Below are 23,815 nucleotides of genomic sequence, written 5' to 3' on the forward strand. Positions count from 1 at the left end.
TTTTCCCGCGACTACCAACAACCTCATAAAACCATGGATTACGTCATCAACCGCCTTGCTGAAAACTCCACCTGGAGAGGCATTATCCTCGTTGTCACCGCTACAGGTGCCCACCTTTCGCCTGAACTCTCGAACGCCATCGTTGCCGCTGGCCTTGGGCTCGTTGGGCTTATCAATGTGTTGCGCAAGGAGCGCGCCAAATGAAAGGCCCGCTGCTCACTGTGCTCAAGGACATGCCGCGCGTTCGCGTGCGCGCTGAACCGACGCCTGAACCAAGCACGCTGACCGCCATCGCGGAGCCCAAGCCCGAAGCCACGAATGTGGAGCCGATGCCGATCCCTGACCGCATTGAGTTCGAACCCTTGAAATTCAGACCCTCGCTGGAGCGTCCGGGTTTCGGCTTTGTCGAAATAGGCGACGCCAGATTCTACGGGCGCAACGTCGTCGAGGCGTTGGGGCACGGCAGTCCTTGGGGGCGCATTTGGTGCAATCAACATTGAGGAGGAAGCATGAAGCAAGCCGACGCCATCATTGCAGGATTCGTGCTCGTTCTTCTCGCTGGCACCGTGGGCGCAATCGCTGGCTACGAACTTGGGAAATCACACGCCGCCGCCAAGTCATGAACGACGAGCCGCCCGATGAATTCCGCGACAAGATCGAGAACACGACGGCGGGCGTGTTTATCTTCGTTCTCGGTGGCGTTCTGGCCGCGTGTGGCGTGGTCGCAGCCGTTCATGCCTTTTTCTACCTGGGAGGTAAATTATGAAAGTCACTGATTCGCATTGGCTCGATGAAGGTAAGCAAGACATCCTTCCCGGAGGTTCGCCGATGCCTGTCCGGCGCTTTCTCGTGATCCATTTCACCAGCGGTGCCACCGCTCAAAGCAGCGTCAACTTCTGGAAGACCACGGAAGCCAAAGGCGCATCAGCGCATCTTGCTATTGATCGCGATGGATCGGCAATTCAGTGCCGCCCATTCAATCGGACATGCGGCCATGCTGGCAAGTCAAAATGGAAGGGCTTTGAAGGGCTCAACTCATGTTCGATTGGCATTGAGCTAGCTAATGCTGGCGACAACTCCGCGCTTGCCCGTAAATGGTCCAAACTGCCCCTCATCCAAGCCCGTCACAAGAACGGCGGGCCAATGACCTACTGGGAAGCCTACCCCGAAGCACAGGTTTTGAAGTGCATCGAAATTGCCAAGGCTCTCGTAGCGCGCTACAAGCTCGATGACATCGTTGGACACGATGACATTGCGCCGGATCGGAAGAATGATCCAGGCCCAGCCTTCCCCATGCAGCGACTTCGTGAAGCGTGCGGATTTCCTGCCGCAATCACTAAGTAGTGTCACAACAAGTCACAGGAACCAACATTTCCGGCTGGATTGCACCATAGCAAGCCTTACACTGCGGGCAGTATGGCGCAGATACCCACACCAGACCCGACGCCCGAGACGGGCGCGCAACTTCCAGGACCAACCGCGCTGGAGCTCTATCAAGCCAAGCGACTGTCAGGCGGACGCGAAACAGGCGGATTCAAACAAGGCGGCTCCAGCTACACGGCATTCAAAGGGGCGGCAATCAAGGGCGCTGATCTTGCAGACGCTAGGCTAAACGCTGCCACCGAGTGGCACAAGATGCCGCACGCTTCGCAAATCGACTTCCTGATAAAGAGTGGCGCTCCGCCTGATCTCATTGCCTCACATCAAGCAGCCGCCCCCGCCATGCCAGCGCTTCCAGCGTCGGTGCTCGCACTGCCAAATCAACCCGACCGCGCCGGGCCAAACCCCGGCGTGAATGTTGATCAACGTTTCGGCGCGATGGCTCAACAGAACACGGATCGCAACGCCGCAGTGAAGAAGGCCGTCACAACCGCGCACGCATCCCAGGTAGCAAACCCCGCCGCAACCGTCGATGCCGCCCGAGCTGTGCAGGCCGCAGGGCTCGCCAAGGATGGCATCACAGACCTTGGGGGCGGCAACAAGGTGATGAGCAACAAGTATGGCTCAGGGTTTGCCACGCAGCTCTCCCCTGACCAGATGAAAACACGCAAGCCCGGCGTGATCCGCGATGAAAAAGGCACCGTTGATGTCGGCAAGATGATGGCCAACAAGGGCGGTAACGGCCCGGTTCCGTATGTCCCGCCTACACCTGGAACGCCGTTTGCAAACTCTCCAACGGCAGGCGAGACGCGCCCCGAGGTGCAACAGCAGATTGCAACCGGGATTGCGAGCCTGATGCCGGGCGCATCGAAGCGGCTTGAGGCAGATCGCAACCGCGAGGTGAAGAGCTACGCCGATGCGAATGCGGCGCAGTATGGCGCGAATGTTGCGACAAAGGCGACGAACTACATCCAGTCGGGCGGATTCACCACGGGTGACGGAACGCCGCCCGCAGCAATTGCCAAGAGTTCACCAAAGCCAGCCACAGCCAAGCCAACCGATGTTGTGCAGTCGGGGCCTTTCAAGATGCCATCACTCCAGGAGGCAATGAGCCCGCCCAAACCCTCGGGGCCGATGCCGCACATTCCACAGGGTATTGATCAACCAAAGCAGATGCAGGCCGCGAAGATGGTAGCTGGTTACGATGTGGCACCGTCGTTCACCGCCGAAGAAGCCAAGCAGGCGGATGCTCAAAAGCAGCAGGGAGCAAAAGACCTCGATGCGGCACGAACTGAGCAGTGGAACAACCATTTGGAGCAGATCACCGATTACGCGCAGTCCATCGGCGTTGATCCATCCACGCTGCACGAATACGGACTGAGTGGAGGCTCAGCAGAGGGCGGGGGTGGCACAATGCCAACGCCTGAGTTGTCGCGTGTTCAGCAATACTTCAAGCCGGGTGGAATCGCCTTCAAGCAACACGGAACCGGGCGAGATATTACCTGGGATGAACTGATTCAAGACGCACGCAAGCGCGCAACCTCTCGTAAATCCTAAACATGCCCCTTCCAACCCTTTCCGAAACCCTTGGCAGTGCTCGTGGAATCGTTGCCGCAGGTGGCAATGCCTCATTGTGGGCCGATGAACTGGATGCCGAAAACAAGGCCGCGCAGCAACAGCAGCAGGCGGCAAATCTGGCGTTCCGGCAGCAGCAGGAACAACAGCGGCAGATTGAGCGCGAGCAGTCTCTACAGCAGCGCGAGCAAGCCACTGCCGCCAAGCAAGCCGAGCAGGAGCGCAAGCAGTCACAGCGCGCCGAGATAGCCAAGGCGGAGTTCACCAAGTCCACCATTGGCCCACTCATGACCGACGCGCAGCGGACCAAGGCTGAAAGTGAGGTAGCCAAGGCCATGAAAAGCGTGCGCGGAGTCGCCGCAGGCACGTTGACCGACGCGACCGCTAAAGATCCGAATGCCAACAAGACCACGGGCGGCTTCCTGGGATTCGGAGCAAAACCAACGCCCGAAGCGCAAGCCGTAGCCGAGCGGGCGCAGCGCGCAGCAGACCCGACGTTGCTCAATGACGAAGACCTCGCCCAAGCGCGGGCGCTCAATCCCGCGCCGTTCGATGAACTCGACAAGAAGCGTGCGGCGCTCGATGCGGACGCCGAGCGGCGCAACAAGCATCAAGCCGCCACACAGCAGCTTGCACGAGCCAAGGCTATCGCGGCGGGTGTGCCCGAGGATGAGCTTCCAACCTTTGGTGCTGACAACCAACAGCAACCCGATGTGTATCAGGTTGCGGCGCAACAGGGTGTGCTTGATCGTGATACGGCGGACATCACCGCGCACAGCGCAAAGCTACAGCGTCTTGACGGCGATATTCAGGCGCTCCGCGCCAAGCGCGAGGAACTTGGGCAGATGTTGCAGCGTGGTGTCACCGGCCCGCAGGCCATCGCGCTACACGCGCAATGGCGAGCGATGCAGACCGATGAAGCCGCGCGACTAGCGATGCTCAAGGATGAAGAATCCGCGCTCAAGGCCAAACAGCGAGCATTTGAGGCGAAGCGCTCAATGCACCAGGAGCAGGTTGCGGGCTTAGGATCGCCCGCGCGCTTCACCAATGATGCAGCTCCGACCATTGCGCCAGAAGCCGCTCGACAAGCAGCAAAGCCCGTGACGGATGCGCAAGGCGCGGTTGTCGCCCACGAAACCAGCCAGCCCGACAGCCTCGAAGCGTTGGCCAAGAGTGGCAGCAAAGCATTTTGGCTGGATCCGTCGCGCAGCACCGCGCCCACGCCTGACGTTCGCGAGGCATCGACCAAGGCGGCGAACGATAGCGTTGGTGTCCTCACGAAATTCAACGAAGAGCGCGCGTCCGCGCATCGTGACACCGTGCGCCAGCTCGCCGACCGTGTGCGCCGGGGTGAACTCTCACAGGAAGAAGCGCGAGCCGAGGAAGACGGGGCGCTTGCGGCGTATGAAAAGGCGCACGAGTCCGACCTCGTTGCGGCAAGCCAAAAGCGCGACAACGCGTTGCGCGACTTCCAGGAAGGCCGCATTGACTCCGACACGCTCAACACGGTGTTTCACGCCGCAGGAAGCGCCAAGAGCGGCGTGGAGGCGTTCAAGGAACGTCTTGGAGAACTGCAAAAGCACCAGGACGCATCAGCGAAGCTCGTCGAACTCATCGTCGGCGATGGATCCGCAAGCGATGATCCAGGGCTCAATGGCCAAGCGCTCGCTTTGGCGAACGAGGTCGCGCAACTCAAAGCAGAGGGCTCTTACGGTCTCGCAAAGGACAAGCAGGCGGAGCTTGCGCAACTGCGCTCCGCCCACGCTGACAAACTGCGCGCCGAACTGACCAAAATGGGCATCGACGCGGGCGCTCATGACGCGATCATTGCAAACGCCGAGTTGCAGGCCACAAGCAAAGTGCGCCCAGGTGTCGCGGCCAATGTAGCCGCCAAGGGTGGCGTTGGCGCATGGGCGGCGGAAAAGCTGCCGTTTGTCGGGGGCGTAATCGAAGCCACGCGCTTGCTTCCCTACGCTGAGACGGCCAACAAACTGGAGCGCGGCGAGCAACCATCGAAGGAAGAACTCGACCAACTCAACGAGTTCGTGCGGTTCAGTCAGCAAAACCGGACGTTTGCCGCTCAGGTGGTGGATGGTATCGCCAGCCTGCCCGGCTTCGCCATCGAACTCGCTTCCACCGAGGGCATCGCGAACGCCGTGAAGCTCGGCGGGATGAAGGGACTAACGATGGCGCTCAAAAAGATGGCGACCAGCGAGGGGCGTGAACTCATGTCCGTTGCGTTGCGCAAACTGGCCGAGAAGCAGGGTGCGACCAATCTCGGCAAGCGCTTTGCCTCCGGTCTCGCCCAAGAAGCGGTTCGCCTGCCGTTCGCGAGCGCTGGCCGCGTTGCGGAAAAATACATGCACGACGCCGCTACTCAGGGCGTCACGTTGACGCCTGACGAGACGAATCTTGTCGCGACCATTGACCGCACGACGCCGAATGCTCGCAGGGGCAACGTCGCGCGGATCGCTGATGCCGTGGCAGATACGTTTATTGAGAACCTGTCTGAGCGCTCGGGGCGCTGGCTCGGTTATGCCATGCCGAAAGCCGCCCGCAAGGCGTTGACCAAGATGGCCGCGCCGGTCAAAGAACGGCTTTTCAAGACGGCGCTCGTTCGCTCGCTGGTGTCTGCCAACCCTGGCGTTCCGGTGTCCACGCTCTCGCGCGTGCTCGTCAAGGCCAACATTGGTTCGACGCTCTCGGAAATGGGCGAAGAGCGCGTTGGCGACCTTGCGCGCGACCTGTGGAAAGGCGTTTCAACCGGGCAATGGGGTATCACGATCCCGACAACCGAGCAACTTGCGTCCGAGTTCGTGACGTTCCTCGTTCCCGGCGCAAAGAGCGCGCTCGATGTGACGCGCCACTTCGGCAAGCTGGACTCTCAGTTACAGGCTAGCGACGCCCAAGGCGTGCAGCATATTGCCATGCTGTCCAAGCCCGACGTGGCAGCGAAACACCTGTCCGAAGCGCTTGGCTCCGAAGTGAGCGCCGAGGAGGTGAAGACTGCGCGCGACCTCATTGGGAACGTTGCGGGCGTCGATAGCATCCGTGACATCGACCGTGTTGTTGAGTCGCTCATGCAGCGCAGTGATGAGGCTTTGCAATCGGGTGACTTGGAGCGCGCATCGAAATTCCGCATGATGGCGCTCGAACAGAGTCGCAGTCGAGCCCGCGCGGCTGATATGGACATGGTGAAAGCCGTTGCGGCGGTTCGCCAGATTCAGGACATCCGACGGCAGGCAGACACCGTGCAGCAACATGCGGCGGCGCTGGCTGGCGATATGTCAGAGGCTCGTCTTGCTGGCGAGCCGATCAATCAGGGTGCTCTTGAAGAGCAGCAAGTCGCGTTGCAGTATGCCCAGGCATTGCGCACGCAGGCCGACCGCGCCAGCGCCTTGGTCAAGATCGCGCGGGGCCGTGACGCCATGCTCACCGCGCAGGAACAGCGCGCCCTTGGCGATGCCGTCGAATATGGGCCGCAAGGCTCGATCATCACCGACGCTGCGCGCGATGAACTCCAACAGATCGCACCCGCTGCTGCTGACTACATCCGGCAGAGTGAGACGCAGCGACGTGAAGAATTGGCCACAGCGACCGCCCAGACCACGCCACAGCAGGGCGACGCCGGGGCCGGGACCGGCAAGGCAGCGGGGATAGCGCCCGATAGCGCTGGAGACACTGCCGAGGGGGTGGTTTCGGACGGGACAACCGAAGCCGCCCCCGCCGCTGGTGAACCGAAGCCGGGCGTGAACCACGGCAGGGGCGAGAGCTTCGATGCCGATCAATGGCGCTCAAATGCCCTGGCTTTGACCGCCAAGATGCCGGACGAAGCGGCACGGCAGCACGCGGTTGCCACCATCGGCGCAGCGCATGGCGTGCTACGCTCCTACGGCAAGATTTTTGAGGGAGGCGTGGAATTCGCCGGCTCTGGCGCTCCTGGCGGTCTTTCGTTTGATCCTGATCGCAAGGCGCTAGCAATCAATCTCAAGGCTTTGGCGCTGAACACCAGGGGATTGCAAGGGCAAGAGCTTGCCGAGTTCCTGGACGACCGCTTGAACCATGAAGTGATTCACGTTGCCGCTGATAGCGTGCTGACAAAGGAGCAGGTAGCAAACGCATGGAAGCGTCTCGGCAAGCACGACGCAGGCAAGCGCCTGATGCGCGAGGTGGAACGCGCCTACTTCGCGGCCTACGAAGCGCGTAACGAGAAGCCGCCAGCCTGGACGAACTACCAAGCTGGCCACGAATTGATTCGCATGATGGTGCAAGACAAGGCGTTCGCCCATCGAATCAGCGAGGCCGTCGCCGTGGACAAGGGGTTGCTCGCGGATCTTCGAGACTTCCTGCTCAAGATTGCCGACTGGCTCAACATGCGAATCGCCGCACTACCCGCAAGTGACCGCACAACGCTCGAATCGCACCGCGATAACGTGATTGATGCACTGCGCGCGATGGGCGTCGTTCAGCGGAAATGGCGGTTGGGGGGGGGGGGGGGGGGGGGGGGGGGGGGGGGGGGGGGGGGGGGGCCGCTGACCCGCCATCGCGGAAACCGCCCAAGGCGGTGAAAACGTCATGGTATCAAATGATACCGAGATACCCACCGGGAAACTCGAAACGCCCAAAGAAGCCGCAAAGCCCGCCGCTGCGAAAACCCAGGTGGACACGAAAGCGGACAAGAAGAAGCCGGATTACTCCCGCTACAGCGAAGAACAGCAAGCCCTACTGCGCGAATCCGACGAGCAGCACGCCAAGGACGTTGCTAACGCCAACAGCTTCACCGATGACCGCGACACGCAGCAAAAGAAGCTCAAGGCCGCAGGGATGCGCCATGCCGCTCGGTTCCGCCAGATCACCGGCAAGCTAACCGCCAAGGAGCGCGCCGCAAAAGATGCCTACGAGGCGTCGAATCATGTGGGCAAAGCCGTTTCCGTCGATGGTGTGAACGGTGAGATTGTGGGCCATGCCTTCGGTCGTGTGCAGGTGAAGCTAGCGACCGGCGAAGTGAAGACTGTGGATGCGGAGAAGATTGGCAAGCCCGCCAAAAGCAACGCCGCCCAAGGGGATCAATCCGAGGGCGGCGTAGTCAGCGCATCCGGCACGTCTGCCGAATCGACCGCCTCAAGTTCGTTTGGAGCGGTTGCTGATGCTGAGCCTACTATCAAGCAACCGGAAGCAACATCAAACGAAATCGGACAAGGGCGCGACAACGCACCCGGCGAGGAAGTCGTTTATCAGGCACCCGAGGACGAGGCGCCAGCGACGCCACCCGCGCCGAAAGCGACCAAACCCAAGGCGGAGCGTCGCAAGAAGATCATGGAGGCGAGCAACCCGCCTGATGAAGCGCGTAACAACGGCTTCAAAGCGTCGGACGCAGCCATAGAAAAGGCGCGCAAAGCGTTCGAGGGGCTTGGAGCTACCGAGCGCCCCGTAGCCGTCTCGGCAGATCAGGATGCAGCGTATATGCGCGCCGTCGAGTCCGGCGACATGGAGACGGCGCAACGAATGGTGGATGCGGCAGCGAAGGCGGCTGGATTAGTAGCAGGATTTCATGGGACACCCAGAGAGACGAGGCTTGCGCCAAACGAATTTAAGACAACCGGCGGAAGCACGCTCGGCGCTGGGGCATATTTTGCAGAGGATAAGACGCAGGCCGACCGCTACGATTTTCGAGGGGATGCACAAATGTATTTCTTAGATGTGGAGTTACCGGGATTTGATGAATTTAATAAAGGTCTTACAACAGAAGAAATCGCGGCGGGTAAAACTACGCCGCTTGAAGGAACTGGAAAAAACGGAGGCTGGATTGTGCAGAATGGAGAGGTGGAGTTTGTTGTTCGTGACCCCTCCCAGATCAAATCCGCCGACCCCGTTACCTACGACGAATCCGGCAATGTCATTCCGCTGAGCCAGCGCTTTATCCTGGAAGAGAACGGAAAGCCAGGGGGGGGGGGCTTTCATTTCTCGCGTGACTCAGCTCAAGAGGGTATATGCAGGCCAGGTCTGGGGACGGGCGGCGCAGAGGTGCGTGGAGCGGAGGCCACACCCCGCGCCCCGACCCCGCCCCCCCCAAAGGGGGGGGGGGGCGCCCCCCCCCGCGGCAGGGGGGGGGGGGGGGAGCGGGGTTTTTTGGGGGGGCCGCCCCCCGGGGAGGAAAGGCGGGGCTGAAAATTACGCAGGCCGGAGGCGGCGGGCCGGCGTGGAGAGGCGCATTTACCCGTCAATCAAATCCGCCGACCCTGTAACCCGCGACGAATCCGGCAATGTCATTCCGCTGAGCCAGCGCTTCAATAGCGACTCGAACAGCATCCTTTACGCCACCGAGCGCCCGACCATCGAGCAAACCGGCCTTCCCCGAGACCGGCGCGCGGCGTTCATGGATCTTGCTGATACGCTCATTGAGGACGGCATCAAACAACCCGAAGAGCTTGCCGCGTTCCTTGATCGCATCCAGCCGGACGGACGCTTGCGGAAGTTCTCGCAGGCAATGTGGAACTACCTCGGCACGGTGTCGCCCGAGTTGAGCGGCACGCACGACTGGATCTCGATTTATGCGACCAAAAAGGCAGAACAAGCGCCTGAGCCCGAGTTCTCGCCCTCACTTGGCCAGTGGGTTATCGACGCTGAGGGATTCATGGGGCCGGTAATCGCCGTGGATGAAAACGGCGCGGTGACACTCGAAGCGGAAGGCGGCGAAGAGCAAACCGCCAAACTTCCGGTTAAACCAACTTCCGCCCCTGCGGATGACACAAAGCCCTCGCAAAGCATCACTGGCTCCAATGCGGAAACGCCCGCTGCAATGCCAGTGCCGGAAACGGGCGAGGCATCTCCTGTCGATCAAGCCGCCCACGAAGCTGCAACCTCGCCGCTGAACGACCGAGCCGAGCCAACGCAGGCGCAGAAGGAAGCGGGTAACTACAAGCTCGGCCATCTTAACATCAGCGGCCTCGACATCTCGGTTGAGAACCCGGCTGGCAGCGAGCGCAAGGGCACTGACAAGGGCGGCAAGGCGTGGTCTGTCACGATGGCCGACCATTATGGCTACGTGAAGGGCACAGAGTCGCGCGACGGGGATCACATCGACATCTTCGTTGAGCCCGGCACGCCGGAAGACTTCGCGGGGCCGGTGTTCGTCGTGAATCAGAAAGACACATACGGCGAGTTTGATGAGCACAAAGCCGTTCTCGGCCCGTCGATCACGACCGCCGAGCAAGCTCGCGCGGAATACCTCAAGAACTACTCGCCCGGCTGGAAGGGCGCTGGCGACGTGGTGAAGTTTGATAGCGCGACCGCGTTCAAGGCATGGGCGACCGAGCGCCAGCGTCGCGGAGCCGTGCGACAGGAGACGGCGGACAAGTTTGCTGTAAACGAAGCGCCGGTTGGTGAGCAACAAACCGCGTTGTCGTCAACGGATGCGCCGCAAGTGTCCGAGATTGACCGGCGCATTGCAGATGCCGAGGCCTCTGGCGTGGTGTTATCCGACGCTGACAAGGCGAAGATCCGCAAAGCCTTTGATAATGCTGAGGATGCTCAGAAACAAGCCAACCGTTTGTCTGGCGCATCTTCTGATCCGCTGAACAAAGGAAACTCGTTCCCGATGGGTGTGGGGTTCACGCGCATGACCAAACGCACCGAACAGCGCATTGATGCAAGTGTGAAGAAAGCAGGCGAGGCCGTGAAGTTCTTCAACAAGGCTAAGCTATTGCGCGCCGATGTGGAAGCGTTGCTTGCAGGTAAAGGCACCGAAGCCGACAAGGCCGCAAAAGCCGACAAGAGAAAGAGATACCAAGCGGAGGTAGCAGCAAAGCTGCTGACGTGGAAGAAAGGCGACAAGATTGCGTCGTTCACAATCGAGCGGGTAAATATGGACCGCGACGGATACCCATCGAGCTATACTATCAGCGGCGAGGGCATCGTTAAGGGCGTTCACGACAAGGTTGATGTAGTGAAGGAAATCTTTGGCGGCGATAAGCAGGCTTTCCGCAAAACGATTGATGAAGCCAGGGTGGCACAACAGGAGACCAAAGACGGGGCCGCTGCCATAGCTGATGCGCCGCAAGCGCTCGCCGCCGAAGTGTCCACGCCTGAGCCGGTTAAAGAGTCGCAGCCAGTCAAAGGCCCGGCGCTGACCGCTCAGAAGAAGTTCCTGCTGGAGAAGATTGACGACGCGATTGCGGAGGCTCCAGCAGAAACTCGGTTCAGCGCCAAAACTCAGGGGCTTCAACTGACGCTTTCCGAAGTCGAGCAAACCGAAGAGGGCTCGGATGCCTGGAAGCGCTTGATGGCCAAGCTGAAGGCGAGTTATGCCATGACCAGCAAGCTCACGAAGTATGACCTCGTGCGCGACCTACGCGCCATGCTACAAGAGTCGCGCCGCGCCGATGGCGTGGTGACAATCGAAATCCCAGGTGACGGCACTTTCACGATCCTGAACAACAAGAAGACGCTTCGCGAGTTCAAGGACATGGCGAAGAGCTTCCCGACGACCGTCCCCAAGCCTGACTTGCCGACGGCTACGGCCCTCAGGGCGTCGGGCATTCCGGCGCTCGCCAAGGGTAAGGTTCCGCCCCAGGACAAGGTTCGCGTGGTCGGTCTCTTTGCCGCCAAGGATGACGACCGCCCAGGCATCAAGTTTGTCGCCGACACGGGCGATGCTGCGGTTGCCACGGATGGCCGGGTTCTGTTCTTCATCGAGCAACCGGGCGAAGGCTCCCAGGAAAAGCCAGTGTTCTACAAGCCCACGGGCGGCAAGACCGAGAGCGAGGAACGCTATCCGCAATGGCGGCAAGTCGTGCCCAAGGATGCGCGTCGCGTGTTCAGTGACATCGACACCGGCAGATTGTGGCAGATCGCGAGGCAAGCCAGCGCGGTTTACAAGGAAGCCGTTCGGGAAGAGAAGGCGAATAGAAAGGTGACGCTCACGAGCCCGACGCCGCGCATTGAGTTCTGGAAGAATGCAGACGGCTCGCTTGGGATCGCAACGCCCGGCTACACCGCGAGCGAGATCAACGGCAGCTACGAGCACAACGTCACGCCCGGCGCGGAGTCCATCGGTGTCCTTGATGCTGACTACGTGATGGAGGTTCTTCGGGCGATGCGTGCGCTTGGGAATGACAGTGTGAACATCGGCGTTGCAGGCACTCAGACGGGCCGAAACACGTTCACGTTTGATGCTGGCGACGCGCACGCGGTAGTAATGGAGATGGCCGCGCCTGTGGATGCGCCAGCAACGCCGCCAGCGCAGAAAGCGCCCAAGCCAAGCGAGCTATCAGCCACCGAGCGCCCCGTAGCCGTCTCGGCAGATCAGGATGCAGCGTATATGCGCGCCGTCGAGTCCGGCGACATGGAGACGGCGCAAAGGATGGTGGACGCGGCGGCGAGGGGGGCGGCTTTGGGTGGGGCGCTTCCTGTGGATTTAGCACAAGGAATCTATTTGCACTGGGACGGCGAAAATCGCGTTACAGTAGTGCAAAAAGATCGGCGTGGAGTCGATGAAATCGGAATGTTTGAGGGCTATCTCCCCAAGACCGATGATCGCCCTGCGCATTTTCTAATGTTTGCTCTAAACCCAAATAAGCAGGGACGCGGCATCGGCCCTCTCGCTATCAAGGCTTTGGCAAATATGGGGGAACTGATGGTGGATAGCACCGAACGAGATATGCGTTCATCTCTTTCTAAGATTGACGCAAAGCAAACGGGGGAGGATGAGTTCAAAATCAAATCCGCCGATCCCGTGACCCGCGACGAATCCGGCAATGTCATTCCGCTGAGCCAGCGCTTCAATAGCGACTCGAACAGCATCCTTTACGCCACCGAGCGCCCCGGCCTCTACGCTGACCCTGAGTTCGCCGCCGCGATGGAAGAACTCACGACGCCCGGTGAATCGCCCTTCATCCCGCTCTCGGATGCTGCGCGCGATCTCGTGCGCGACACCGCTGGCGCGAAGTATGGCCCCGACTTCACTGCGGAGGAAGCCGCGCAGGTGGCGATGAACCTCAACGGCGGGATCACGAGCGCCTACCAAGACCAACGCGAGCGCGAAACACACGCCGGATGGATTGCGAGCGCCGCGAAGATCCTGGAAACCGACGGCCTCGACAGCGTGGTGCGTGAACTACTAGCCGACCCGGCGCGACTGAGCTTCAACCCGGTGAAGGTGAAGCTCGCGCAGATGGCGGCAGACCAGCTTGCGCAGCGGGCGCTTCTCCAGCGCTCACCAGCCGACCGCGAGACAGCGGAGCGCTTGTTGTGGGCCTACAACGTGACCGGCACGCAGGCAGGCCGCGCCGTGGCTGCGCGTGATCACGTTCACGCCAGCACGGAAGAGTTGCACCGCCGAGCGATTGCCAACATGCTCTTCACGCCGCCAGCACACAAGCGAGCGCAGATCGAGAAGGCGATCACGCTCAAAGAGAAGAACGAGCGCATCGCCGAGCTTGAGCGGAAACTCACCGACACGCGAGCGCAGCTTGAAAGGCAGCTTGCGGAAATGACCGACCGCTCAGCCCAAAACAGCGAGTTCTTGGCAACACTGGCCGGGAATCTGGCCAAAGCTCGCGCGGCAGCAAACGCCAAGGTTGCGGCGCTCAACAAGCAGATCGCCGAGCTTCGCGGGCAAAAGGATCAATCGCAGCTTCTCGCCGAGGCAAACGCCGCGCGCATCGCCGCCATAGAGGCCGGGTTGCTGCGCGATTACGGTCTGACGCTTCACGACTTGTTCGTCTCGCGCGAGGCGCTGGTTAGGCTTCGCGGCTCCGCCATCGTGAAGAATGCGCTCACAGGCTTCAACCAGAAGGAAGCGCTCGCGCAGCGGCTCCGCATGGAAGGCAAGAGCGACAGGCAGATTCAGAAACAGACCGGCATCAGCGAGAAAGCGCTCGCCGACGTGTTTGCGCGCGTCGATGAGGCGCTGACCAAGCAGTTGGAGCCGTGGCTTGATCGCGGGTTCAGCCTGGGAGACTTCGAACAACTGGACGACCAAGGCAACCGCATCGACCCGGCCAAGATCATCGACGACAAGGGTAATCTCCTGGGGGCAACGCTCCGCGCAAAGATCACGCCCGAGGAAAAGGCGGCGCGCTTGAAGTCGATCCTCGGTGCGATCAACTCGACTACGGAGGCTCGCAATACCGGCGCGCTCAAGCGCACCGCCCGTTTCGGCGATGGCAACAATGGCTTTGGCTTCGACCTCAACCGGCCCGAGCACGCCGCAATGGTCGCTCGCGCCATCCAGCGCACCGACGGCAACGCCTCCGACATGATCTATGAGTATTGGATCAACGGCTTGCTATCTGGCCCGGCCACACAAACGGCCAACATCGCAGGCAACACCGCGTCGATGGCGCTGGAGTTCGCGATTCAGCGCCCGCTTGAGGCGATGATCAACGCCACGATCTTCCGTGACGCCGCTGGGGCTCAGCTTGGCGAGTTCCGCAGCATGGCCAAGTATGCGAGCGGGATCTTTGCCACGGCGGTCAACCGTGCAAAGCAAGCGTGGAGAACGGAAATAAGCACGTTCGATGCCGAGCGCCTCGATCAGCCGCTTGTCATTCGTGGCGGCGGCAGCAAGATCGAGTCCGAGCAGTTTGTGATTGGCGGCACTCCTGGCCGTGTGATCCGCACGCCCTCGCGCTTGCTCAACTTCGCCGACGAGTTCTCGAAGTATCTCATCGGCGGGCTCGAAGCTGCCGCGCAGGCGCACCGGCTGGCCAAGGCCAACGGGCTGACCGGCGAAGAGTTCGATAAGTTCGTTGCTTCCCAGGTTAATACCAACGGCTCCCAGGCGTGGCTTGCGGCGGTGGACAAGGCGCACCGCCTGACGTTCACCTCCGAACTGCCCGACATGCTCAAGAAGGCAAACGACATGCTGCGTGATCGTGCGACGACACCGGGCGGGGCCGCACTCAAGTTCTTCCTGCGGATGGTGTTCCCCTTCGTGCGGACGCCCTACAACATCTTTGCCACCGGCTTGCGCAAGACGCCACTCGGCACCCTCCGCATGGCTGGCAAAGCAACCGCTGGCCTTGTGGACTCGTGGAAGGGCACGCGCCCGTTCTTTGACAGCTACCCGAAAGCCGCGCTCGCTGGCGACATGGCCGAGCAGTTGGTGGGATGGGTGGCAGCGCTTGTGCTGGCAGGCATGGCCGAGGGCGATCCTGACGACGAGCGGAAGCATATTCTCATCACCGGCACGCGCAGCCAAAACGACTCGCGCGGCGAGGCTCAGCTTCTCAACCGCACACGCGGCGGCGAGACGACAATCTTGATCAACGGCAAGCCGGTGTTCAACTACGGGCGAATTGAGCCGTTTGCGACGGTGATCAGCACCCTTGTGGATGCGATCCGCGAATGGAAGAAGGTAGCAGGCGGCGAGCCTCCAGCGAAAGCCATCGAGAACGCCACGCGCGCACTTGCTGACCAAGCTCGGAGCAAGACGTTCCTCCAGGGCTTTGACGGCTTGATGCAACTCATCGACGGGCGCACGCGCTCGCTCCCTGACGCTGCCGTGAAGGCCATCGTGACCGGCGCAGTGCCAAACCTTGTGCGCCAACCGCTGCGCAACGTTGATGGCTTTGCCCGCGATACCCGCAACGCGCCGTGGTATTACCAAGCGCTCCCGCTCGCGAGCTTGGCAGAACCGCTCTACGACCTGTATGGTCGTCCGATTGTGAAGGATTTCAGCCCGCTTGGACGCCTTGCGCTTGGTAGCGCCACAACGAAGATTCAGCCAATGCAACCGGCAGACCGTGCGCTAGAACGATGGAACAAAGCCCACGAGGGCGACCCGCAACAGCAATACAACCCGGTTCACCCAAGCGTATTCCGCTTCAAGGACGCGCAGGGCAAGTGGCAGCAGATGCGGCCTGACGTGATTGCTCGTTTCCGGCGTGATGCCGGGCGCGCTTTTGCTGCGGATGCCATCGCGCAGTTCGCCAGCCCGACGGCACCGGCTGCGGAGGAAGTTCGCGGGCTCCGCTCGGTGAAAGATCGCTCGTATGACGCGACCAAGAAGAACCTGCTTGGCGCTGGCGTCCAGCCTCCGAAGGTTGCGCGGCCTATGCCGACGCTGGCCGAGGTGTTCGGGCAGCGGTTGAGGTAGGTGCTTGCAAGCTGGCCGTGCAAGCAGGGCGCTTGCGCGGCGCTGGTGTAAGTATCAGCCAGATGCGCGTGCGCTTGCCCGTCGCTAGACAAAGAGAGTTCCGCCATTTCTTGAGCCATCCATGCTCGGCTTCGCGCTCCACATGTTTGCCGCAAGCGTGGCAAAAATACATACCAACCAAGCGGTCTGACTGTCTTCTGCTTGCTTTCATAGATCAGTGGCGGCGATGATTTTGGCGGCTTGTCATGTGCCAGCCGTGGCAGACTTCACAGGGATAAGGACGAAGGAACGACGTGTTGGCACCACGTTGTTTGCGGCGCTTGATGGCATTGCGGCATTGGTCCTCGCTCTCATAGGAGAGCTTGCCAGCCGACTCACAATGCTTGAGTGTGACCGGGGAGGCGTAAATGGGTTCGTGAACGGGATCGCAGGAGGTAGGGAGGTTGTCGAGAATTCGGAGGATGCGCGCGGCGTCCTTTTGTTTCCGTAGGTTCATGGTGGGGTTGCGCCCGCCGCACGGATGCACGGCGGGCGCGTGGGGTTACTCGGCAGGGGTTTCGGCTGGCGCTTCGCCTGCGGCCTCGGTAGCGGCGACAGGCACAGCGTTGCCAACCGGCTCCGCCAAAACCGCTGTTTCAGCAGCAGGGGCATCGGGTTCAGGTTCCACCAGAACGCCTGGAGGTGGCACGACTGGCCCGCCGCCAGGGAAAACGACAGTCACCGGCTCGCTTGCGGGCGCTTCAACGGCAAGCGGAGTGAGCTTGTAACCGCTCTCGAACACGTCGGCGGGGCTCCAAGACTCGTAGCCGTCGGCATACTTCACGTAGTAGCCGCCGACCAGGGGCTTGTGCTTGCCCACGTATTCGGCAGACACACGGATAATGGTCGTTTCGGGGCCATTGACTTCGGCGGTGGGGAAGATGACAACCAGATCCGTGATAACGGGAGTGCCCTCCATCGCGGTTTGCACCGGGCGAAGTTCGACGATTTTGCCAGCCTGAACGGTTTTGTGGCTGGTGTAGAAGGGTAGTGCTATGGGTTCCATGTGCTTGGTGTTGTTTGCTGTTACGGGAGGGTGAAATCAGGGCGGTGCATCGTCGTTCGCGTTGGCTTTGAAGTGCTCCTTGGTGTAGGCTTCGATGGTTTGAATCTGTTGCTCGGGCATGGTGGCGAAGTTCTTGATTGCCCGGTAAGCCGCGATGCGCTGGTCGCGCTGCTCGGGTGTCAGATCGGACTCCATCACTTGCTGCGTGAGTTTCGCCATCTCGTCGCGCATCAAGCCCGCCATCCGCTGCCACTGTGGCGAAGCGCGAACGTCTCGGAACTCTTCAAGGTTCCGGTAGGCTTGTTGCACGGGGCCGATGGCGACAGGTTCGCTCATTCAGTCGTGTGGAAGGTTGGGATTGTCCCGCGCGGCGTGTGGCGCGTCCAGATAGCGAGGGCGGTGAACCAAAGGCGTTGTTTCATGCTGGTTACTGTTGCGGCGGTTGCTTGGTCTGCTGCTGTTGCGCCTGCTGCATCATCGCCTGTTGGTAGGCGACGACCTCTTCGGCGGTCGGGATCACAATCAGCTTGTCCACGTTCTTGATTTTTAGCTTGCGGAGAATCTGCCGGTAGATCGGTGCAACGCGCGTCTGCATCAGCGGGGCGAGGCTGTAATAGCGCTCCACGGTGTCGCGCGCCTGGGCGTTGGCTTGCAGCTCCTGCGCGTCGTTGCTGGCGTTGCCGGTGACTTCGAGGCTGATTCGCCACTTGTAGCGCTTGGCATCCAGTTTCTTGAGCGACTGTAGCGCCAAAAGACCATCCTCGCCCTCAACCTCGAACGCCTCTTCGTCGTCCATGTGCTCGATTTCGATGGCCAGCGACCGCTCGACAATCTGCGTGATCGGCTGCTCCATGTTGACGAGGATCGGGTTAAACATCTCCCGCCCGGTGTTCTCGTTGAGGTTCGCGCCAGTCGCGGTCTCCACGGTGTTCAGGCCAGCCATCGCCGCGTCATTTGGTCCCGCCGTGCCTGAGAGGTTGGTCATCATCTGGTTGGCCACCGACATGATGGCTTCCAGCTTCGCGCCCTTGAATTCGTTGAGCGGGATGCGTTCAACGATTCGCTCGGCGGGCAAGTTGGGATCGAGCTTCCGGTAGGTGGTGCCAGCGTTCAGCCTCAACGCCGGGTTGTTCTGACCCTCCTTAGTCTGTTCCGAATTGAAGAACGTGACCGTGCCCGCTTCGGATAGCGACAAATCCCAACGGTTGATGGTCAGGTCGATGAATCGCTGGAGTTCCCAAAAGATTTCGACGGCACCAATACCATGCCAACATCCGTCAATTTGCCACCACGGGTTGTTGTAGTATGGCCGCTTCCCGTCGTCATAGACGTTCGCAACGTGGTCGTAGAGGATTGGTCGCTTGGTGTCGCGGTCGATGAGCAGGTGAACGTTGTCGAGGCGTCCGGTTTGCGTGGCGTCAAACCACAGATGCACCTCGGCCACGCGAATCACAGGGTCGGCGCGCTCCTGGCGGTTCACATCGGCACCGGCCTCAACCTTGGTCGGGGCTGACGACGAGCGCGAGTTGCTCGATGCGGTGCGCAGGTAGTCGAGCGTGCGCGGGTAAAGCTGTTCGTCCCATCGGCCAGCCTCCTGCATTCGCTTGATGAACTCCGTGACAATCTCGATGGCCGTCATGTCGTAGTATTCGACAATGCAATCAGCGGCTTTGCCCTGGAGGTCCGGCGCATCGAGCGGCGCGAGGAAGTTACGGAAGTCAACCGGGCGCGCATCGCTGCCGCTGTAGGTGGTGACATCGCGGCGAATCTTCATCTCGGCGAACGTGTAGCCTTCGGGCTGCGGCGTCTGTTTGTCGCGACTGAGCACCATCTGCCCATCCGCGTTCAACTCCCATTGATCTTCGCCTTCCGTGATCACCTCGCCGGATACATCGCGGATAGGCTTGCCATCCGCCCCAATCGCAACGGTGGCATACGTCTCGTAGCTGTAACCCTCGTGACGATAGCCCGTCTTTACTACGCACTCGCCACGGATGCCCGCGAGTTCGACGGACTTCATGCCTTTATTCCGCAAGCCCGCCTCTTTGAACTTGAGTTGCGCCCACGAGTTCGCAGCATCGGACAACGCGGGATCTTGTGCGCCCTTCGGCTTGGCCGTCGCCCACGAGTCGGAGCCGAAGAAATGGTTCTGCGCGCGCGAAACCATCTGCTGCGCGCTCTTTCGCGTCATCGGGAAATGGATGTTCTGGCCCTGCTTGTAAATCCCCTCGGCACCGCGACGCCAGTTGAATTTCATGTGATACACATGATCGAAGAAAAGGCGCTTCTCCATCCACGTCAGATCATCAAGCGAGAACGTCGAGCCGTTCACGAGTGACGCGAAGCTGGCCTTGCCGTCGCCTTGAACCTTGTCGTAGCCCATCGCGCTCTCAAGCTCGCCAGCACGACGGAAGACGTGATCAACGAGGATTTGTTCTTGCTCGCGGTCCAATTCGAGCGCCCCGCGAAAGATCACCTGCGGCGTGTGGGCATCTTCGGTCAGCGCAAGATAGGGCTGGCCTTCGAGGAAGGCGGCAATCTGTGAATCGGCGGTCAACGTGCTCATTGTTGCATGGTAATACTAGCCAGCATTTGACGCTAGAGCTTTTCTGTCTGCCTTCCTTCGCAGCCGCTCGGCGTTCTTGTGATCCCATTTGTCTGCAAACGTGCGTGCAGCCCAGTCTTTCGCCCGCTCAACCATGCGTCCCAGCGCTGATTTGAGTTCAGGCGTTGCTGATTCATCGAGATGCACATGGACGCTCGCCAGTTCTTCGTCTTCTGCAATTTGCTGTAAGGTCATAGTGGTCTTGGGTAATTCGAGCCGAACAAATTTGCTGGAGACAACGCTCGAAGGTCGTCTGTCGCATGGTTGAAAGTCTATCGCTCGCGTGTCTCAGCAAAAGCGTTCGGCCAAGAAACAAAATCACCCGCATGATTGCAGAAGAACCTAGCTTTTGGACACAGTTTGCTCTCTCCGACGTAGCTGGGGTTACTCTCGCTGGACTCGTGGGCTACTTTGCTCACGTCTGGCAGAGCAGCCGCCATGAGGTTACAGAGACCGCCAAGCGCTATATCGACCTTACTCTTGCTCGCACCAACATTCCCTACACGAAGATTTGTGACCAGCTCGAAGCCCTCAGAACCGCTGGGGTTCATCTGTTCACCGCGCAGAGCCAGTTTCGCCGATTCTTTGCTTACCTTGATGCTCGCCGCATTGATCATCCTTGGAAGTCTGACGATTTGTTCCGCCAGATTGATCCGCTCGCATTCTTTCTCTACACTAACCACCACGCCTCTAGATTCGACAATCCAGAGTGGGTTTACGAGGTTGTGAAGGATTTCATGCTGGGAACAAAGAAAGAACCCAAGAATGATATGGCGAAGCCATCTCCAAAAGATGAAGACACCTAATCCAACAGCAATTGCGAATGCCAACCTTGGATCGACGTAACCACCATCCGCAACGGGGCCGAACAAAACGGATGCAGATAACCGCTCTGGGCTATCTGTCGTATTTGCCACGTCTTGGGTTCGCGGTATCTGATCCGAGACGTTATGCTCTCCGCGTAGGTAGCCCACAGGAAAGCCGAGACCTTCACTGACACGCTCGTCGATTCTGCGGAGCGCTGCCTCTTCCTCTGGTGTTGGTGGCGTTGCGTTCACCTCGTCGATCCAGTCCAATAGTGCTTCTGCGCTTTCTTCATTGTGGTCGATGACGGCTTGCGGTGTCGGGACGGGCAGTTCATCCCACATTCCGCCGATGATGCGACGAGCTTGCCGGAGACCTTCAATTATGCCGCTCCAGTTGGAGAGCATTGACTCTGTAGCTGGCTGGTTGATCCACGTCTCGACTTGCTCATATCGTGCGATGATTCTCAGTCGGGCTTCAGCGAGCGCATTGCGTTGCTCATCCCGCGCCGAACAGGCGGCGTGATAATACACGAGCACGCGATCTGGATTCAGGTATGAATGAGCGCCTCGAATGCTTGATTGTGCCGCCTTGAGGATTTGCCCCTCAAAGACACAGAATCGCCCGTGTTCGATTTGAGCCTCGATGTTTGCCCACTCTTGGGAGTTCGCCATTTTGTGCGCTTCCTCGCCGCAAATAGTGCGGGAGCCGTCTGGAAGAATGATGATTTCGTTCATGGTGTTTTCGGTGTCTGGGGTGATTCAAAGAAGCATAACAATAAAAATGCAGGCAACGCTCTAGGGCGTCTTTGTTGTATTCGGCACGCTGGGTTCGCGTGCCTGATTTTTGACGTTCTCCCTCCGCTCTGTGCCAGGCTGCGATGTCTGCGAGTTCCAGAGAGCTTTCACCGTGGCGGCTACGTGAGCATCACGCCCAGCATCATCCCTAGTGCGTCCAGAGCAGTCTAGCGATGGGCCTGCATGATGGCACTTCCAACATTTGATATAGACTGGCCCCTTTAGTTCATTGCCGCCACGGATGGACATTGCCACCAGCTGCTTCAGTGTTTCGCCTCCTTTCCTCTTGATGGGTGTTTGGAACCCAAGATTATAGGAGCCGCACGAAGGGCAGGCGATCATCTCCATGCCGAAGATGAACTTGCATTGCTCTTTGGTTTTATCGCGTTGATGGAACATAGGTGGTAGATGTCTTTGATGGTGTCGAAGTCTCTCCGCCAGGGAGAACAAACCTACTGCTGGCAACGGGCCGTCCGCAGCGGGTCTGTGATTGCGGTGTCCTCTCCGGCCCGTGCCAGAGTAGGAGCGTTCGCCTTCTCGCCGTGGAGCGGGCAAAGGCCGCTGAAAACATAGATGCCCTTCAGCCCCATGAATCCGTTCCCGTGGCAGTTGTCCATTCGTGGGCATGTGCAACCCGCGATCACCGCCGCTTGCGATCCTGGTGCGGGATGTAATTCGTTGAGGCACTTGCCTTGGGTCTCGCACTGCAAAGCGTGTTCACAGCGCGCGCAACAGGCGAACAAATCGGATGCAGCCAAGCTCGAAGGTGTCGGTGTAGTATTCATAGTTTTGTGCTCGCTGGCTGATCCGAAGCGTTCGCTGAACTGAATCCATGTCCCACGAAGTAGCGAAAACACTCTATGATGCCAGCCACGAGGCGGGCCAGAAGTTCGAGTATTTTATTACTGGGGCCATTGGAGCGATGTTTGCCTACAGCGTCCAGAACTACACGCCAGCAGTCCTTGGATGGACGCCGCAGACGCTGGAGCCAGCAGCGATTTTGTGCTTGGCCGTATCGTTCTTCTGTGGACTGAAAAGACTTGAAGCTCATTATCATCATTTGGGAATCAGCTATGAAAAGAATCAGGCTCTCGGAGACGCACAGGAGATTCAAAAGGCACTGAAACAGGCCGAACCTCATCTTGGGGCATTACCTCCACTTCAACAGGAATACATGGACGGATGGCGCAAGAAGATGGAGGCTCAACACAGTCGAGCCAAGTCAGCCGATCCAATACTGGATAAGCTAGACCGGCAGATGGGATTTCTATATCACTCCCGAAACCGTCTGATGATGGCGGGATTCCTACTTTTGGTGTGTTCAAAGATTGGAACCCCATATTTTTCTCCCACAGATAAACCAAAAGTAACGGTGCCAACAAAAGACCAAGGAACGTCAAAGCCTCAGAAGGAACCCAATCACCCACAACCAACAGCGAACAAATCGGATGCAGGCAACGGCTCGTAGGCTGTCTGTCGTGTAAGCCGCGTCCTGCGCTCGCCGTCGCCTGATCCGAGACGTTCGTCTCCTCGCGGTAGTTCGGCCATTCGCCGTTGTCGTCGCTCGCGCACCAGATGGTTCCGCCCGTTTGGTTGAGTGCCATCTCGTTCAGTCGCGAAATCAGTGACGAGCCGAGCCCCGAGTAACGTTCGTTGCCCTGGCCAAGCTCGCCGTATTGCTGCCCTTCCTCGGTTGTCCAGTTGCCAATCAGCACCGTCGGGCGCTCGTTGGCGTATCGGTCGTCAACGATGGACTCCAGAACTGGCAAGTGCTCATCTTTCAGCCGGTGGCACTCATCAAGCGCGAGGAACGACGCGGTTTGGAAGCGGAGTAGCTTGGCCTCGCGGTCGAAGCCGACGACCGATGAGCACGCATCGAACGCGCGAGCATAGAGCCCGGTGCGATAGCCGTTTTGTCCGCGCCAATGCGCCATAAACGTCGCTATTTGCGTCTTACCCCGGCCACGATCACCAGCCAGCACGAGCAGGCGACCGCCGACGCTCCACTTCGGAGCGAGCCGCGCGGCAATGTCAGCACCACGGCCACGCATGGCCGGGATCTTCGAGACGTGGCGGGACGGCCACGAGGCATCGAGCGCGAACGTGCGCTTTGGCTTCTCGTCGCGTGACTGAGCGCCGCAAACCGTGCAGTAGGCGACAAGTCCGCGCGCCTTGAAGGTCTCGCCGCATCCAGCGCACTGGCGCTGCGTAGTGGCCTCCATCTTGCGGAGCGCGGCGGAGAAATCGAGCAAGCCGTTTGCTTTGGGTAAGCTGCCGTCGAGCGGGGTGGTGAAATCGTCTTTCATTAGATTGTGATGGTTGAACGGTTCTTGGTGTCGGATGGCTTGGCGATGGCGGTCGGCTGGCGAGCCGCAGTCTTGGGCGCTCGTAGCTCGGTGAGATTCGGGCCGCGCCACTCGCGGGCGATGGCCTCACGAAAGCGCTCGATCACAGCAGGCCAGCCGTGGACCTCGGCAGCGGTGATCGCGCCTCGAATCGTCATCTCCGCG

The 23,815-nt window shown here is 59.9% G+C and carries 16 protein-coding genes; 9 read left to right on the forward strand and 7 right to left on the reverse strand.

Features of this window, described 5'->3' with window-relative positions:
- Positions 1 to 33 precede the first annotated feature (33 nt).
- The 8 genes from IPM06_18425 to IPM06_18460 all read left to right on the forward strand — a co-directional run bounded on the left by IPM06_18425 (position 34) and on the right by IPM06_18460 (position 16,054).
- Complete coding sequence (locus tag IPM06_18425; GenBank protein MBK8772378.1) at positions 34 to 204, forward strand: hypothetical protein; 171 nt, start codon at positions 34 to 36, stop codon at positions 202 to 204.
- Positions 201 to 500, forward strand: coding sequence for a hypothetical protein (locus IPM06_18430; protein MBK8772379.1), 300 nt, complete (start codon positions 201 to 203; stop codon positions 498 to 500). The genes IPM06_18425 and IPM06_18430 overlap by 4 nt, the downstream gene beginning before the upstream one ends.
- Before the next feature lie 119 nt (positions 501 to 619).
- Positions 620 to 766: a hypothetical protein gene (locus tag IPM06_18435; protein MBK8772380.1), complete on the forward strand. Its 147-nt coding sequence runs from the start codon at positions 620 to 622 to the stop codon at positions 764 to 766.
- Positions 763 to 1,344: an N-acetylmuramoyl-L-alanine amidase gene (locus IPM06_18440; GenBank protein MBK8772381.1), complete on the forward strand. Its 582-nt coding sequence runs from the start codon at positions 763 to 765 to the stop codon at positions 1,342 to 1,344. The genes IPM06_18435 and IPM06_18440 overlap by 4 nt, the downstream gene beginning before the upstream one ends.
- 72 nt (positions 1,345 to 1,416) lie before the next feature.
- A complete protein-coding gene (locus IPM06_18445; protein MBK8772382.1) occupies positions 1,417 to 2,937 on the forward strand; it encodes a hypothetical protein in 1,521 nt (506 codons plus the stop codon).
- A 2-nt stretch (positions 2,938 to 2,939) separates the two neighbouring features.
- Positions 2,940 to 7,523 carry a hypothetical protein gene (locus IPM06_18450; protein MBK8772383.1) on the forward strand — a complete coding sequence of 1,528 codons (4,584 nt, stop codon included), beginning with the start codon at positions 2,940 to 2,942 and terminating at the stop codon, positions 7,521 to 7,523.
- 7 nt (positions 7,524 to 7,530) lie between these two features.
- The gene (locus tag IPM06_18455; protein ID MBK8772384.1) at positions 7,531 to 9,123 is read left to right on the forward strand and encodes a hypothetical protein; all 1,593 of its coding nucleotides are present in this window, start codon (positions 7,531 to 7,533) and stop codon (positions 9,121 to 9,123) included.
- Positions 9,124 to 9,331: 208 nt separating this feature from the next.
- On the forward strand, positions 9,332 to 16,054 hold the full coding sequence (locus tag IPM06_18460; protein ID MBK8772385.1) for a hypothetical protein: 6,723 nt from the start codon (positions 9,332 to 9,334) through the stop codon (positions 16,052 to 16,054).
- A 541-nt stretch (positions 16,055 to 16,595) separates the two neighbouring features.
- Here IPM06_18460 and IPM06_18465 read toward each other — a convergent pair.
- The 3 genes from IPM06_18465 to IPM06_18475 form a co-directional block, all read right to left on the reverse strand.
- A complete protein-coding gene (locus tag IPM06_18465; GenBank protein ID MBK8772386.1) occupies positions 16,596 to 17,099 on the reverse strand; it encodes a hypothetical protein in 504 nt (167 codons plus the stop codon).
- 36 nt (positions 17,100 to 17,135) lie between these two features.
- Positions 17,136 to 17,435 (reverse strand): hypothetical protein, encoded by a 300-nt coding sequence (locus IPM06_18470; GenBank protein MBK8772387.1) that lies wholly within the window; start codon positions 17,433 to 17,435, stop codon positions 17,136 to 17,138.
- Positions 17,436 to 17,526: 91 nt separating this feature from the next.
- Positions 17,527 to 19,482 (reverse strand): hypothetical protein, encoded by a 1,956-nt coding sequence (locus IPM06_18475; GenBank protein MBK8772388.1) that lies wholly within the window; start codon positions 19,480 to 19,482, stop codon positions 17,527 to 17,529.
- Between IPM06_18475 and IPM06_18480 the strand changes: the two genes are divergently transcribed.
- Positions 19,462 to 19,644, forward strand: a complete 183-nt coding sequence (locus IPM06_18480) for a hypothetical protein (protein MBK8772389.1) — start codon at positions 19,462 to 19,464, stop codon at positions 19,642 to 19,644. The two genes, IPM06_18475 and IPM06_18480, sit on opposite strands and share 21 nt — an antisense overlap.
- A 36-nt stretch (positions 19,645 to 19,680) precedes the next feature.
- Here the strand turns inward: IPM06_18480 and IPM06_18485 are convergent, their stop codons facing one another.
- The 4 genes from IPM06_18485 to IPM06_18500 all read right to left on the reverse strand — a co-directional run bounded on the left by IPM06_18485 (position 19,681) and on the right by IPM06_18500 (position 23,808).
- Positions 19,681 to 19,899 (reverse strand): hypothetical protein, encoded by a 219-nt coding sequence (locus IPM06_18485; protein ID MBK8772390.1) that lies wholly within the window; start codon positions 19,897 to 19,899, stop codon positions 19,681 to 19,683.
- Between the two features lie 77 nt (positions 19,900 to 19,976).
- Positions 19,977 to 21,245 (reverse strand): hypothetical protein, encoded by a 1,269-nt coding sequence (locus IPM06_18490; GenBank protein ID MBK8772391.1) that lies wholly within the window; start codon positions 21,243 to 21,245, stop codon positions 19,977 to 19,979.
- A gap of 1,127 nt (positions 21,246 to 22,372) precedes the next feature.
- Positions 22,373 to 23,611 (reverse strand): hypothetical protein, encoded by a 1,239-nt coding sequence (locus IPM06_18495; protein MBK8772392.1) that lies wholly within the window; start codon positions 23,609 to 23,611, stop codon positions 22,373 to 22,375.
- A complete protein-coding gene (locus IPM06_18500; protein MBK8772393.1) occupies positions 23,611 to 23,808 on the reverse strand; it encodes a hypothetical protein in 198 nt (65 codons plus the stop codon). The genes IPM06_18495 and IPM06_18500 overlap by 1 nt, the downstream gene beginning before the upstream one ends.
- Positions 23,809 to 23,815: the final 7 nt, after the last annotated feature.

The sequence above is a fragment of the Hyphomicrobiales bacterium genome (assembly GCA_016710435.1).
Lineage (GTDB): Bacteria > Pseudomonadota > Alphaproteobacteria > Rhizobiales > Aestuariivirgaceae > Aestuariivirga.

Coding starts and splice junctions, on each gene's coding strand:
- IPM06_18425 (MBK8772378.1), top strand. CDS start 34: ATGGATTACGTCATCAACCGCCTTGCTGAAAACTCCACCTGGAGAGGC.
- IPM06_18430 (MBK8772379.1), top strand. CDS start 201: ATGAAAGGCCCGCTGCTCACTGTGCTCAAGGACATGCCGCGCGTTCGC.
- IPM06_18435 (MBK8772380.1), top strand. CDS start 620: ATGAACGACGAGCCGCCCGATGAATTCCGCGACAAGATCGAGAACACG.
- IPM06_18440 (MBK8772381.1), top strand. CDS start 763: ATGAAAGTCACTGATTCGCATTGGCTCGATGAAGGTAAGCAAGACATC.
- IPM06_18445 (MBK8772382.1), top strand. CDS start 1,417: ATGGCGCAGATACCCACACCAGACCCGACGCCCGAGACGGGCGCGCAA.
- IPM06_18450 (MBK8772383.1), top strand. CDS start 2,940: ATGCCCCTTCCAACCCTTTCCGAAACCCTTGGCAGTGCTCGTGGAATC.
- IPM06_18455 (MBK8772384.1), top strand. CDS start 7,531: ATGGTATCAAATGATACCGAGATACCCACCGGGAAACTCGAAACGCCC.
- IPM06_18460 (MBK8772385.1), top strand. CDS start 9,332: ATGGATCTTGCTGATACGCTCATTGAGGACGGCATCAAACAACCCGAA.
- IPM06_18465 (MBK8772386.1), bottom strand. CDS start 17,099: ATGGAACCCATAGCACTACCCTTCTACACCAGCCACAAAACCGTTCAG.
- IPM06_18470 (MBK8772387.1), bottom strand. CDS start 17,435: ATGAGCGAACCTGTCGCCATCGGCCCCGTGCAACAAGCCTACCGGAAC.
- IPM06_18475 (MBK8772388.1), bottom strand. CDS start 19,482: ATGGGCTACGACAAGGTTCAAGGCGACGGCAAGGCCAGCTTCGCGTCA.
- IPM06_18485 (MBK8772390.1), bottom strand. CDS start 19,899: ATGACCTTACAGCAAATTGCAGAAGACGAAGAACTGGCGAGCGTCCAT.
- IPM06_18490 (MBK8772391.1), bottom strand. CDS start 21,245: ATGAACGAAATCATCATTCTTCCAGACGGCTCCCGCACTATTTGCGGC.
- IPM06_18495 (MBK8772392.1), bottom strand. CDS start 23,611: ATGAAAGACGATTTCACCACCCCGCTCGACGGCAGCTTACCCAAAGCA.
- IPM06_18500 (MBK8772393.1), bottom strand. CDS start 23,808: ATGACGATTCGAGGCGCGATCACCGCTGCCGAGGTCCACGGCTGGCCT.